Genomic DNA, 13,018 nt, shown 5'->3' with positions numbered 1-13,018 from the left:
CCACCCCGCCGTGTCTGCCGGTCCGGCCGGCTGGCTAATGCGGAAGTGTGATACCAACCGGGCCAGCGTGCGCGCCTCGTCGGCCAGATTACGGGCGGCGGCGTCGGTCTCCTCGGCCATCGCGGCATTCTGCTGGGTCATCCGGTCGATCTCCTGCGACGTGCTGTTGATCTCCCGCAGTGTCACGGCCTGTTGCGACGTGCGATTGGCGATGTCCTCGATCTGCTGGCGGATCTCGGCAAACCGGTTGATCACATGGCCAAGCGCTGCCGGTCTGGTTCACCAGCGAAACCCCGACCTCGACCTGACGTTCGGATACCGAGATCAGCGCCTTGATCTCGCCCGCCGCCTCGGCGCAGCGCTGCGCCAGCGCGCGCACTTCGGAGGCGACCACCGCAAAGCCCCGCCCGGCCTCGCCAGCGCGCGCCGCTTCCACGCCAGCGTTGAGCGCGAGCAGGTTGGTCTGGAACGAAATGCCGTCGATCAGCGCGACGATCTGCGTGATCTTGGCTGAAGAGGCCTCGATCTCGGCCATGGCATCGGTTGCCTTGGCCACCACTTCACTGCTCTGGCGGGTCTCGTCCTGCACCTGCTCGATCGTGGCGCGGGTCAGGGTGGTGCTCTGGGCCGTCTCGGTCACCAGTCCGAAAGTCTGGTTCATCGCCGCCAGCGTTTCCTCGACATTTGCCGCCTGATGCACGTTGCGTTGGGCAAGGTCGCTTGATGCCGCTCCGATCTCCGACGATCCGCTCGATACCCGCGCCGCACAGACACTTACTTCGCGCAGCGTTTGCTCAAGCGTTGCCCCGCTGCGGTTGTAGGCACTGCGCAGGCTCTCGAAGTCACCGGCGAACGGGACGGTAATGCGATGGGTCAGGTCCCCCTGCGCCAGGGCATCGAGCCCCGCCGATATCTCGCGCACCACCAGCGCCTGATCCTGTTCGCTGCGGCGCTGCTGGACGGCGGTCGCCCGGAACGTCTCGACCGCGCGGGTCATGTCGCCCACTTCATCATCGCGATGGCTTTCGGTGCGGCCATGATCGAGATCGCCCTCGGCCATGGTGCGCATGGTCTGCGCCACTTCGAGCAGCGGGTCGACGGCGCCGCGCATCAGCAGCCTCAAGCCGGCGATCACCGCGCCGATGATGGCAAGGTTCAGCGCCAGCAGGATGGCCAGGGTCAAGTTGGTAGTGCTGCGCGCGTCTTCTCCCGCCGCCGTACTGCGGGCGATCCCGTCGAGGGTCAGGCTTTCGATGGCCCCGCGATGCTTCTCGAAGGCTGCCATCGCCGCAGCGTAGGCAGCCTCTGCCGCAGCCACATCGCCGCGTTCCAAGGCAGGAAGAACGCCATCGTTCACTTGCCCCCAGAAGATTTCGGCCTGGCTCGCCGTTGCATTGACCAGCTTGTCGCGCAGGTCGTCATCAAGCGCGCTGGCCTTCCAGTAGCTCTCGCGTTGCCGATAGACTTTCTCCAGCCGGGTCAGGCTCTCGCGCTTCTCCGCAAGCAATGACGGGTCGCGCATCAGCCGCGTGACCTCCAGCATCGGCTCGATCACGTATTGCGGCGGTGGCATGATGTCGGCGACGAATTCGTTGCTGAGCAACTGGCGCTCATGCAAGGCGCCGCCGACCCTGATCGCATTCATGCCGATGCCCGATACGGTCGCCAGCACGACCAACGAGATCACGGCAGCAATCGCGCCGGTCCTGACTTGCTTCCTGATCACGGCGGGAGACCTCTGCTGCAGCTTGCGTCGTGCAGCCCGTGTTAGGAAAGCGGAGCGAAATAAATCGATTGCGGCCCGCTCGGGTCATTCCCTGACCGCCATTTAACCATGAGCCACGGGACCTGCCGCAAAAACACTTATGGGCAGTGAAGTTAGGGCAATTGACCGGATTTCAGGGTGTTAACATCTGATGGAAACGAAAAGAAAAGGGCCCCGTCACCGGAGCCCTCTTCCGCATCCTCTCCAAGATGCAACTTTCAAGGTTCGGACCTTTGGTCCTGAACCTTATTCCTCGGGACCGCCGCGGCCTTCGGTCTTGTCGTTCGAGGCGAAGAGCGCGTCGCCCTTGCCCTGCATGTAGGGCAGCGGGTTCACAGCTTCGCCCGAAACGCGGACTTCGTAGTGGAGGTGCGGGCCGGTCGAACGGCCGGTCGAGCCGACATAGCCGATCACGTCGCCCTTGCGGACCTGCTGCCCTTCGGCAACCGCCACGCGCGACATGTGGCCGTAACGGGTTTCCATGCCACCGCCATGGTCGAGACCGACGAACAGGCCGTAGCCACCGAACCATTCGGCCTTTTCCACGACGCCATCGGCGCTGGCGCGGATCGGGGTGCCGGTGGGAGCGGAAAGATCGATGCCCTTGTGGGCGCGACGGCCGCCGAGCACCGGATGCTCGCGCATGCCATAGCCGCTCGACAGGCGGGTCATCGCCACCGGAACCAGCGACGGGATCGAGACCGAAGCCTTGCGGATGGTGGTCGGCTTCGAGGACGGCAGGATGCCGTTGTCGAGCTGCTGCCAGCTGGCGAAGAGGCGGCGGAATTCTTCATCGCCACGATCGGCCGAGACGCCTGCCTTGGCTGCTTCGGCGGCGCGAAGCGGGGCGGCGATGTCTGCGGAAGCGGCGCTGTTGGCGAATGCCGGAGCGGAAGAGAATGCAACAACTGCCGTAAGGGCGCTGAATACAGTCTTGAAGGTGTTGGTGTTGAACAACATTACGACCCGTACGACCTTTTTCTCGGCTCTCTGCTCCCGGTCGGTAGGACCTTTGGAACAGCAAGCCCTGAACCCCCAGAGCGAACCCGTTTTATGGCAGCAGACAGGTTTCGGCCTGCCGCCTTGGGATATTTCAGAGTTGGTCGGAACCCCCCGCCATCTCGTGAATTGGGGTATGCGGGGGGCTTTGCAGGCAGGCAACCCCTGCCATCATTTCGCGCGACAAACCGGCTGATCGACGCGCCGAGTCGTTGAACGGTGGCTTAACGGCACCGCGGAAGTGCTGCTGGACCAAGGTTTTCCATAGGTCCACGGGGGATTCGCCCCTCGTTTGGCAGACTGCGCTGAAATGTGTTGTGCCGAACCGCACATGGCGAATTTCGTCGTCAACGATTCTCTGCAGGATGCGTGCCGAGCGCTCGTCCCCCGCTTGCAGGAACCGTTCCACCGTCATCGGCGTCACGTCCAGCGCGCGCGCCTCCAGCACCATCGGCACCACCGCCAGCCGCGCCGCCACGTCATGCGCCGTCTCGCGCGCCGCATCCCACAAGCCGTCGTGTGCAGGCATTGCGCCGTAGAAACTTCCCAAAGTCCGCAACCGCCGCGCGATCAATGCAAAATGCATCGCCTCGTCCGCCGCGACCGACAGCCAGTCGTCGACGAACTGCCGCCCCATTTGCGCACCGAATCGCCCGGCGGCATCCAGCGCCAGGTCGATCGCCACGAACTCGATGTGCGCCAGCGCATGGAGCAGCGCCAGCCGCCCATGTGCCGATCCTCGCCCGCGCTTGGGCATGGCACTGGGCGGCAGCAGCTCCGGCTTCTCCGGACGCGCCGGATAGTCCGGCATCGCCACGTCGAACGTCATCGCAAGCTCGCCCGCCCGCCAGCGGCGCACCACATCGCGCGCCGCCATCACCTTGTCGTGCGGCGCAGGCGTCAGCATCACCGCGCGGATCGCGCGGGCGAGGGTAGGGGTGTTCACAAGCAGTGTCGCAGATCAGAGTGCCTTGGCGGCAGCCAGCACTTCCTCGGCGTGGCCCTTGACCTTCACCTTGTTCCACACCTGCGCAATTTTGCCATCGGCTCCAACGAGATATGTCGTGCGCTCCATGCCCATGTAGGTGCGCCCGTACATCGACTTCTCGGTCCAGATGCCCAGCGCATCAGACACGCCGCCTTCTTCGGCATCGCTGGCGAGCGGCGCGGTCAGGCCGTGCTTCTCGGCGAACTTCACGTGCTTCTTCGGCGGGTCCTTGCTCACGCCCAGCACGGCAATCCCCGCCGCCTCGAACTCGCCATGGAGCGCCGAAAAGTCCTTGTTCTCGGTGGTGCAGCCCGGCGTGTCATCCTTGGGATAGAAGAACACCACCAGCTTTTTCCCCGCAAAGTCCGAAGCCTTCACGCTGCCGCCATCGGGCGTGGTCATCGCGATGTCGGGGAATGCCTCGCCCGTTCCGATCCGCTCGCTTATCATGCAATCTCCAGTTGAATATCGAACACCTGCGCCCAGCCGCGCGCAACGCAATGCCGCGCGTCCAGCACCGCGTCCAGCAGCGCATCCCAGCTGTCCAGCCCGCACGACCGCGCGACGATGCCCCGGCTTGCTTCGGGCGGAAACATGCCATCAGGGGCAACCAGCCGCACCACCACCAGCAACCGCGTCAGCAGGTCATGCGCGCGGCGGGTGCCCTCGGGCAGCAGCCCCAGATCCTCCAGCGCCTGCACTGCCGTGCCCAGATCGGGCGTCTGCGCCACATGATCGCGCAACTGCAGGAAGTGGACCATGAACTCGATGTCGACCAGTCCGCCGCGCGCCAGCTTCACGTCGAGCGGACCCTTGGCCGGCTTGTGCTCGGCCATGGTCCCGCGCATCTCCAGCACGTCGGCCCGCAGCTTGGCCGGATCGCGCGGGCGATCAAGCACCCGCGCGATGATTGCCGCCAGCGCCGCCCGATCTGCCTCGGTCCCAAACATTGCCCGCGCCCGGCACAGCGCCATGTGCTCCCAGGTCCAGGCATCTTCGCACTGATACTTCTCGAAGCTGTCGAGGCTCACCGAAATCGGCCCCTGCGCCCCTGAAGGCCGCAACCGCGTGTCCACCTCATAGAGCGCACCCGCCGCCGTCGGCACCGAAAGCGCCGCAATCACCCGCTGCGCCAGCCTGTTGTAATAGAGTGTCGCCCCCAGCGGCCTGCGCCCGTCGGACTCGCTGGCATGATCCCCGCTGAACAGGAACACCAGATCAAGGTCGGAAGCATGGGTCAGCGCCGCGCCGCCGAGCCGCCCAAGGCCAAGGATCGCCAGATCGCTCCCCGGCACCACGCCGTGATTGCCCCGGAACTCCTCGATCGCCGCGCGGCCCAGCACGTCTATCGAAGCCTCGGCCACCCGGCTCAGCGCCGCCGCCACCTCCAGCGGATCGCGCTGCCCCTCGACCAGTTGCACCCCCAGCGCAAAGCGCATCTCGCCCACGCGCAGCCGCACCGCATCGAGCAGGCGCTGGTAATCGTCCCCCGCTTCCCCGCGCGAAAGCTCGGCGGCAATCTCCGCCACGCTCCCCGGCAGATCGAACGCGGACCGGTCGATCAGGATGTCGAGCAAGTCCGACCGCCGCGCCAGTTCGTCCGCCAAGGTCGGCGCATGGGCCAGCACCCGCATCACCACCGCCAGCAAGCCCGGCCGCGCCTCCAGCAGCCGGAACACGTTGATCGCGCTCGGCAATCCCTCCAGCAGCCGCTCCCATCGCAGCAGCGCCCGCTCCGGGTCCGGCGCCTCGCACAGCGCGCGCAGCAGTTGCGGACGGATCCGCGCAAAGGCCTCGCGCGCCTCAGCCGAGCGCAGGCAGCGGTACTGCCCGCCCTCCCAAGCCTGCACCCGCTCGGCAAAGCGGTCGGCCACCGGGTCCGACTGGTCCGGCACCTCCACCTGAACCGCACCCGTCGGCGCATAGGTCTCGATCAGCGCATCGAAGCGCCGCCCCACCGTGTCCGAAATCGCCGCCAGCTCCGCCACCAGCGCCGCCCCGTCGGCGAGACCATCAAGCCGCGCCACACCATCCAGCGCCGCCGCATCGGTCGGCAAGGAGTGCGTCTGCTGGTCTGCCACCATCTGCAGCCGGTGCTCCAGCGTGCGCAGCCGGTCATAGCTCTCGCCCATGACCCGCGCGTCCTCGGCCGCGATGATCCCGGCCTCGGCCAGCGCATCGAGGCTCGCCCGCGTGCCCCGCAACCGCAGTGCCGGATTGCGCCCGCCGTGGATCAGCTGGTGCGTCTGCGCAAAGAACTCGACCTCGCGGATCCCCCCGCGCCCGCGCTTCAGGTCATAGCCCGGTCCGATCGCCTGCCCCGCCGAGTAGTGATCGCGAATTCGCGTCGTCAGCCGCCCGATCTCGGCAATCGCCCCGAAATCGAGGCTCCGCCGCCACACGAACGGGCGGATTGTATCGAGGAAGGCCTGTCCGCGCGCCACATCGCCCGAAGCTGCCCGCGCCCGGATATAGGCCGCCCGCTCCCACGCCAGCGCGCTCGATTCATAATGCGTGATCGCCGCTTCGAAGGGCAGGGCGAGGGGGCTGACTTCCGACGCCGGCCGCAGCCGCAGGTCGACGCGGAACACGTAACCCTCCGCCGTCACCGCCGACATGATCTCCATCAGCGACCGCGCCACGCGCTGCGCCGCCTCTGCCGGATCATCGCGCTCGCGCCGGGGCAGCACCTCTGGATCGTAGAGCAGGATCGGATCGATGTCCGACGAGTAATTCAGCTCCTGCGCGCCATGCTTGCCCAGCGCAATCGCGCAGAAGCCCGCCGACTCCGCGCCCGGCACCCGCCGCCGGATCGCTGCCGCAATGGCCGCATCGAGCGACCGGTCGGCAAAGTCGGAAAGCTCCCCCACCACCCGCGACAGCCCGAACGCCCCCGCCAGATCGCCAATCGCCACCACCGCCGCCAGCGCCATCCGCTCCCGCCGCAGCGCCACGGCGGCATCCTCAAGGCCAGCCCCGGCCGCCTTGGCCCAGACGAGGGCCCCCTCGACATCCCCCGCCGCCAGCAGCGCCTCGATCTCGGGCAGTCGCCCAAGCGCCATCGACAGGAACGGCGAGTGCGCATGGGCGCGGGCAAGGGCGCTTTGGAAATCCGTCATCGTCCCTCCCGCATGCCCCGGCTCATCGCCCCGATCAAGCGCCATGGAAAACACCCGTCTTCTGCTCTAAGGCGCGGGGCCAATTCCTTGATTCCGGACAAGACAGCCATGACCGCCCAATTCCGCATGCCCCCCGAATGGCACCCCCAGGACTGGCTGTGGATCGGCTTCCCGCATCTCGCGGAGGAATGGTCCGGCGTGATCGACAAGGCGCAGGAGCAGATTGCCGCCTTCGCCAGCGCCGTTGCCGACAGCGGCCAGGAAGTCCGCCTCGTCGTGCGCGATGCGGCCAACGAAATGCGCGCAAAGTCGCTGGTTTCTGCCTCGGTAAAGCTCGAACGCCGCACCTATGGCGACGTCTGGCTGCGCGACACCGGCCCGCTCGTCGTGCTCGATGAAGCCGCCAATCGCAAAGCCCGCTTGTTCGGCTTCAATGGCTGGGGCGAGAAGTACCTGATGCCCGGCGACCAGGAAATCGGCGCCGATCTAGCCGCTTCGGCCAGCCTCGAAGCCTCGAAGGCCGACTGGATTCTCGAAGGCGGTGCACTCGATGGCGACGGCACCGGCCTCGTCGCCACCACCGAGCAGTGCCTCCTCAACCCCAACCGCAACCCGCACCTCACCCGCGAAGACCTCGAACTGCGCCTCAACCGCGACCTCGGCTACAACCGCGTGCTCTGGCTGGGCGACGGGTTGATCAACGACCACACCGACGGCCATGTCGACAACCTCGCCCGCTTCGTCGCCCCGAACCGCCTAGCGCTGCCCCGCGCCACTGGCCCGAATGACCCCAACGCCGCGATCTACGCCGATGCCAAGGCCCGCGCACTGGCCGCAGGCGTCGAAGTGGTCGAAGTCCCGTCGCCGGGCCGCGTCGAGTGGGGCAACATGATCCAGCCCGCCAGCTACATGAACTTCGTCATCACCACGAACCTCGTGGTCGTGCCGATCTTCGGCTCACCCCACGATGACGAGGGCGTGGCGGCCATAGCCGAACTCTTCCCGACCCGCGCCACGATAGGCCTGATGGGCGACGCCGTGCTGGCAGGCGGCGGCGGCTTCCACTGCGCCAGCCAGCAGATGCCGAGGGCGCAACTGTCGGATTGAGGCACCCGTCACCCTGAACTTGTTTCAGGGTCCATCTCTCGGCACAAGCGGCGGCCTGATCGGCAAAATGGATCCTGAAACAAGTTCAGGATGACGGTTCCTTTTTGCGATAGCGTTCAGTTCAACTCGCCAGCCGCAACCCCGCAGCGGCCACGTCAGCCCCCGGCTGATCCGGCCAGATCCCGCGCGTATCGTAGACAACCTTGCCCGAACGCTCGGCCAGCGGCACGACCTTGAACACATCGTGGTCCACCAGCACGATCAGCACGCCGCACTCCTCAAGCGCGGTGTCGAGATCGATCTGCACCGCGCCGGTCCCTTCGAATTCGCGCGGCAGCTGGCCCGCATAGGGCTCCACCACGTTGATTCGGCTGCCGAACTTGCGGGCAAGGCTCGCCGCGACATAACGCGCCGGGCTCTCGCGGAAATCGTCGATGTTGGCCTTGAACGCCAGGCCAAGGCAGGCGACCTTCGCGCCCGGATGGGCCTCGACCAGCTCCGCCGCCTTGGCGACGACGTGGTGCATCTTGCCATCGTTCACGTTGCGCGCGGTGCGGATCAGCGGCGTCTCGTCCGGAGCGCCCGCCACGATGAACCACGGGTCCACCGCGATGCAGTGCCCGCCAACGCCGGGCCCCGGCTGCAGGATGTTCACGCGCGGATGGCGGTTGGCGAGGCGGATCACTTCCCACACGTCCAGCCCCATCCGGTCCGCCACCATCGACAGCTCGTTGGCAAAAGCGATGTTGACGTCGCGATAGGCGTTCTCGACCAGCTTGGTCATCTCGGCCGAGCGTGCATCGGTGGTCACGCAAGTGCCGCGCACGAAGCGCTTGTAGAACGCCAGCGCCTTGCGCGCGCAACGCGGGGTAATGCCGCCGATCGAACGGTCGTTGTTGGTCAGCTCTTCGAGGATGCGCCCCGGCAACACGCGCTCCGGGCAATAGGCGATGGAAACGTCGGGCGTCTCCTTGGTCTTCCCCGGAAATTTAAGATCAGGCCGCAGCCCCGCCATCAGATCGCGCATCTGCTCGGTCGTGCCGACGGGCGAGGTCGATTCGAGGATCACCGTGTCCCCGGCCTTGAGCACCGCCGCCACCTGCGTCGCGGCGGCGAGCACGTAGGAAATGTCCGGCGTGTGATGCCCGTCCTTCTCGAACGGCGTCGGCACCGCGATCACGAAAACGTCCGAAGCCGCAATTTCAGTCGATGCTCGCAGCAGCCCGCGCTGCACCACGCCATGCACCAGCCCGTCGAGGTCCACTTCCTCGATATGAATCTCGCCGCGATTGATCGTGTCGACCACGTGTTGCGACACGTCGAGGCCGAGCACCTTGCAACCCGCACGCGCTATGATGGCAGCGGTCGGAAGTCCGATATAGCCGAGGCCGACGACACAGACGTCCGGCTTCACATCACCCATCATTCGCCAGCAACTCCACGATACGGCGCGCCGATTGCCCATCCCCGAACGGGTTGTGCGCGCGCGCCATGGCCGAATAGGTGGCCTTATCGTCGAGCAGGGTGAAGATTTCGGAAACGATGCGGTCAACGTCGGTGCCGACCAGCTTGGCGGTCCCCGCAGTCACGCCCTCGGGCCGCTCGGTCGTCTCGCGCATCACCAGCACCGGCTTGCCCAGCGCGGGCGCCTCTTCCTGCACGCCGCCCGAATCGGTCAGCATGATTTCTGCCACGGACAGCAGGCGGGCGAAGTGCGGGTAATCCAGCGGCTCGATCATCGCCACGTTGGACAGGCCGTTCAGCGCGGCGTCCATCACCTTGCGCACGTTGGGATTGGGGTGGACCGGAAACACCACCGCCACGTCCTCGCGCGCGGCAATCCGGCGCACCGCCTCGGCAATGTTCTCAAGCCCTCCGCCAAAGTTCTCGCGGCGATGGCTGGTCACGCCGATCACGCGCTTGCCGGAAAAGCGCGCCTCGATCTCCGCCAGCCCCTCCGCCAGTACAGGCTCAGCCGCGATCTTCGCCGAAACCCATTGCAGCGCATCGATCACGGTATTGCCGGTCACATGCACGCCCGCCGCATCGACATTTTCTGCCAGCAGCGCCGCCGCCGAAACATCGGTCGGCGCAAAGTGCAGCTTCGCAATCGTGCCGATGATCTTGCGGTTCACCTCTTCGGGCCAGGGGTGATAGATATTGTGGCTGCGCAAGCCCGCCTCGACATGCGCCACCGGCAGCTTGCGATAGTAGGCCGCCAGCGCTCCCGCCATCGCCGTCGCCGTATCGCCCTGAACCACCACCCAGTCGGGCGAAACCTGATCCATCACCTTGCCCAGTTCGGTCAGCAGCGCGGCGGTCAGGCCATCCAGCGTCTGGTCCGGCTTCATCAGGTCAAGGTCGAAGTCCGGCACGATCCCGGCAATTTCCAGCACCTGATCCAGCATCCCGCGATGCTGCGCCGAGACGCAGGTCACCACCCGCGTGCGCGGATCGGCCTGCAGGGCATGGACCACGGGGAACATCTTGATTGCTTCGGGGCGGGTGCCGAACACCACAAGGATCGTCTTTTCCGTCATGCCCGCTCCAATAACTTGCGAGTGTTAACCGTGAAATAAGAGCCTCGATTTAAGCAAGGCGGCAATCCGGCGCGGATCGCGTCAACCATGAAAGGCCGCCTGTCCCGTGACAGTCCAGTTCCCGACGCTTGCTCCTGCTCCAGTACGCGGTCTTGATCCGCTGGTTTCGTCGACCACCCGCGTCACCGTTCTCGGCCTCGGCTACGTCGGCCTGCCGCTCGCCGTGGCGCTCGCCAAAAAGTTCTTCGTCACCGGCTTCGACATCGACGTGCAGCGCATTTCGGAACTCTCCGAAGGGCATGACCGCACCCGCGAGATCGAACCGGCGCTGCTTTCGATGTCGAGCCTTGGCCTCACCTGCGATGCCGGCGTCTGCCCACCGAGCGACTTCTACATCGTCACTGTGCCCACCCCCATCGACGGCCAGAACCGCCCGGACCTGCGTCTCGTCGAAGCCGCATCGCGCACCGTCGGCAAGATGATTCCTGCTGCCGTCAAGGAAGGCCGCGCCCCGGTCGTCGTCTACGAAAGCACCGTCTATCCCGGCGTCACCGAGGACATCTGCGGCCCGATTCTCGAGGAAGTCTCCGGCCTCAAGTGCGGGCAGGACTTCTTCCTCGGCTACAGCCCGGAACGCATCAACCCCGGTGACCGCGAACACACCATCGAACGCATCACCAAGGTCGTCTCGGGCCAAACCCCGGAAGTGCTTGATCGCGTTGCCGATCTCTATGGGGCGATCACCTCGGGCGGCGTGTTCCGCGCCGCCTCGATCAAGGCTGCCGAAGCCGCCAAGGTCATCGAAAACGCCCAGCGCGATATCAACATCGCTTTCATGAACGAGATCACCCAGATCTTCTCGAAGATGGACCTCTCGGTGTGGGACGTGCTCGCCGCTGCCGGCACCAAGTGGAACTTCCTGCCCTTCACCCCCGGCCTCGTCGGCGGGCACTGCATCGGCGTCGATCCCTATTACCTCTCGGCCCGCGCCGAAGCGCTCGGCCACGATCCCCAGGTGATCCTCGCCGGGCGCGGCGTGAACGACGGCATGGCGCAGTGGGTTGCTAGCCAACTCCATGAAAAGCGTGGGCAAAAGGCAGGCTCGGTCCTCGTCCTCGGCCTGACCTTCAAGGAAAACGTGCCCGACTTGCGCAATTCCAAGGTGGCAGACGTTGTTGCCGAACTGGAAAAGCTCGGCCACAAGGTCGCCGTCCACGATCCCCATGCCGACAATGCCGAGGCCATGCTCGAATACGGCATCGAGCTTGCGGGCGATGCATTCGAACAGACCTTCGACCTCGTCTTCCTCGCCGTGCCGCACAAGTACTACCTCGCCGCCGGAGCCGACCGCATCGCCGCGCTGCTCGCACCTGGCGGCACGCTGGCCGACCTCAAGGGCGTACTTGGCGAACGCGCCGACTGGAAACTCTGACCGCCGCGCTCTAGGCTGCCGGCAAGACAACAAACTGGAATTTCAATGCGCGTCCTCGTTACCGGAGCCGCCGGCTTCATCGGCTACTCGCTCATCACCCGCCTGCTCGCGCGCGGGGATGAGGTCGTCGGCGTCGATATCGTCAACGACTACTACGATGTCAGCCTCAAGGAAGCGCGCCTCGCCCGGCTGGTCGAGCAGGGCGGATCGCGCTTTTCCTTCTGCCGCAATGACTTCGCCGATTACGCGCAGCTCACTGCGGCGCTGGCGGACAAGCAGTTCGAACGCATCGTCCATTTGGGCGCGCAGGCCGGGGTGCGCTATTCGATCGAGAATCCGCACGCCTATGTGCAGGCCAACCTCGTCGGCCATCTCAACCTGCTCGAAGTCGCCCGCCATCGCGGCGTGGAGCACATGGTCTACGCCAGCTCTTCGTCGGTTTATGGTGGAAATACAAAGCTTCCGTTCTCGGTGGACGACCGCGTTGACCACCCGATGTCGCTCTACGCCGCCACCAAGAAGGCGGACGAGCTGATGAGCGAGACTTACGCCCACCTCTACCGCCTGCCGCTGACGGGCCTGCGCTTCTTCACCGTCTATGGCCCGTGGGGCCGGCCGGACATGATGATGTGGCTGTTTACCAAGGCAATTCTGGCCGGTGAGCCGATCCAGGTCTTCAACCACGGCGACATGTACCGCGATTTCACCTACATCGACGACATCGTCAGCGGCGTTATCGCCTGCCTCGACAACCCGCCGCCCGACGACGGCTCGGTGAAGGCCGGGGGCAGCGAGAAACCCCACCGCCTCTACAACATCGGTAACCACAAGTCCGAGCACCTGATGAAGGTCATCGCCATTCTCGAAGAGCAACTCGGGCGCAAGGCCGAGATGAATCTCATGCCGATGCAGCCCGGCGACGTCCGCCAGTCCTTCGCCGACATCGACGCGATTTCAGGCGACCTTGGCTATCGTCCGACGACGAGTATCGAGGTCGGGGTGCCGAACTTCGTGAAGTGGTACAAGGACTACCACGGGGTTTGATTTTGCCCCCCGTCCGCGCCACCG

General features: G+C 65.7%; 10 protein-coding genes. 3 read left to right on the top strand and 7 right to left on the bottom strand.

Annotation, left to right across the window (positions count from 1 at the left end; all coding sequences use genetic code 11):
* Positions 1 to 88 precede the first annotated feature (88 nt).
* The 5 genes from I2488_RS19810 to glnE form a co-directional block, all read right to left on the bottom strand.
* Positions 89 to 1,726, bottom strand: coding sequence for a methyl-accepting chemotaxis protein (locus I2488_RS19810; RefSeq protein ID WP_196276350.1), 1,638 nt, complete (start codon positions 1,724 to 1,726; stop codon positions 89 to 91).
* Between the two features lie 285 nt (positions 1,727 to 2,011).
* Complete coding sequence (locus tag I2488_RS13560; protein ID WP_196276349.1) at positions 2,012 to 2,725, bottom strand: M23 family metallopeptidase; 714 nt, start codon at positions 2,723 to 2,725, stop codon at positions 2,012 to 2,014.
* 133 nt (positions 2,726 to 2,858) lie between these two features.
* The gene (locus I2488_RS13555; RefSeq protein ID WP_196276453.1) at positions 2,859 to 3,671 is read right to left on the bottom strand and encodes a ferritin-like domain-containing protein; all 813 of its coding nucleotides are present in this window, start codon (positions 3,669 to 3,671) and stop codon (positions 2,859 to 2,861) included.
* Between the two features lie 54 nt (positions 3,672 to 3,725).
* Positions 3,726 to 4,202, bottom strand: a complete 477-nt coding sequence (locus I2488_RS13550; protein WP_196276348.1) for a peroxiredoxin — start codon at positions 4,200 to 4,202, stop codon at positions 3,726 to 3,728.
* On the bottom strand, positions 4,199 to 6,871 hold the full coding sequence (gene glnE / locus I2488_RS13545; protein WP_196276347.1) for a bifunctional [glutamate--ammonia ligase]-adenylyl-L-tyrosine phosphorylase/[glutamate--ammonia-ligase] adenylyltransferase: 2,673 nt from the start codon (positions 6,869 to 6,871) through the stop codon (positions 4,199 to 4,201). The genes I2488_RS13550 and glnE overlap by 4 nt, the downstream gene beginning before the upstream one ends.
* Positions 6,872 to 6,979: 108 nt before the next feature.
* On the opposite strand from glnE, the gene I2488_RS13540 reads away from it, so the two are divergent.
* Complete coding sequence (locus tag I2488_RS13540; protein ID WP_196276346.1) at positions 6,980 to 7,978, top strand: agmatine deiminase family protein; 999 nt, start codon at positions 6,980 to 6,982, stop codon at positions 7,976 to 7,978.
* Between the two features lie 121 nt (positions 7,979 to 8,099).
* Here I2488_RS13540 and wecC read toward each other — a convergent pair whose 3' ends face one another.
* The gene (wecC, locus tag I2488_RS13535) at positions 8,100 to 9,404 is read right to left on the bottom strand and encodes a UDP-N-acetyl-D-mannosamine dehydrogenase (RefSeq protein WP_196276345.1); all 1,305 of its coding nucleotides are present in this window, start codon (positions 9,402 to 9,404) and stop codon (positions 8,100 to 8,102) included.
* Positions 9,394 to 10,518: a non-hydrolyzing UDP-N-acetylglucosamine 2-epimerase gene (gene wecB / locus I2488_RS13530; protein ID WP_196276344.1), complete on the bottom strand. Its 1,125-nt coding sequence runs from the start codon at positions 10,516 to 10,518 to the stop codon at positions 9,394 to 9,396. The genes wecC and wecB overlap by 11 nt, the downstream gene beginning before the upstream one ends.
* A gap of 106 nt (positions 10,519 to 10,624) precedes the next feature.
* Between wecB and I2488_RS13525 the strand changes: the two genes are divergently transcribed.
* Positions 10,625 to 11,950 (top strand): nucleotide sugar dehydrogenase, encoded by a 1,326-nt coding sequence (locus tag I2488_RS13525; RefSeq protein WP_343071070.1) that lies wholly within the window; start codon positions 10,625 to 10,627, stop codon positions 11,948 to 11,950.
* A 45-nt stretch (positions 11,951 to 11,995) separates the two neighbouring features.
* A complete protein-coding gene (locus tag I2488_RS13520) occupies positions 11,996 to 12,994 on the top strand; it encodes a GDP-mannose 4,6-dehydratase (protein WP_196276343.1) in 999 nt (332 codons plus the stop codon).
* The last annotated feature ends 24 nt before the right edge of the window (positions 12,995 to 13,018 follow it).

This window comes from Novosphingobium jiangmenense (assembly GCF_015694345.1).
Lineage (GTDB): Bacteria > Pseudomonadota > Alphaproteobacteria > Sphingomonadales > Sphingomonadaceae > Novosphingobium > Novosphingobium jiangmenense.
This window is presented reverse-complemented; position numbering and strand designations above follow the sequence as displayed.

Excerpts from the sequence above, each read along its gene's own strand:
- I2488_RS13540 (WP_196276346.1), top strand. The coding sequence starts at position 6,980 with ATGACCGCCCAATTCCGCATGCCCCCCGAATGGCACCCCCAGGACTGG.
- I2488_RS13555 (WP_196276453.1), bottom strand. The coding sequence starts at position 3,671 with ATGCTGACGCCTGCGCCGCACGACAAGGTGATGGCGGCGCGCGATGTG.
- wecB (WP_196276344.1), bottom strand. The coding sequence starts at position 10,518 with ATGACGGAAAAGACGATCCTTGTGGTGTTCGGCACCCGCCCCGAAGCA.
- I2488_RS13520 (WP_196276343.1), top strand. The coding sequence starts at position 11,996 with ATGCGCGTCCTCGTTACCGGAGCCGCCGGCTTCATCGGCTACTCGCTC.
- glnE (WP_196276347.1), bottom strand. The coding sequence starts at position 6,871 with ATGACGGATTTCCAAAGCGCCCTTGCCCGCGCCCATGCGCACTCGCCG.
- I2488_RS13560 (WP_196276349.1), bottom strand. The coding sequence starts at position 2,725 with ATGTTGTTCAACACCAACACCTTCAAGACTGTATTCAGCGCCCTTACG.
- wecC (WP_196276345.1), bottom strand. The coding sequence starts at position 9,404 with ATGATGGGTGATGTGAAGCCGGACGTCTGTGTCGTCGGCCTCGGCTAT.
- I2488_RS13550 (WP_196276348.1), bottom strand. The coding sequence starts at position 4,202 with ATGATAAGCGAGCGGATCGGAACGGGCGAGGCATTCCCCGACATCGCG.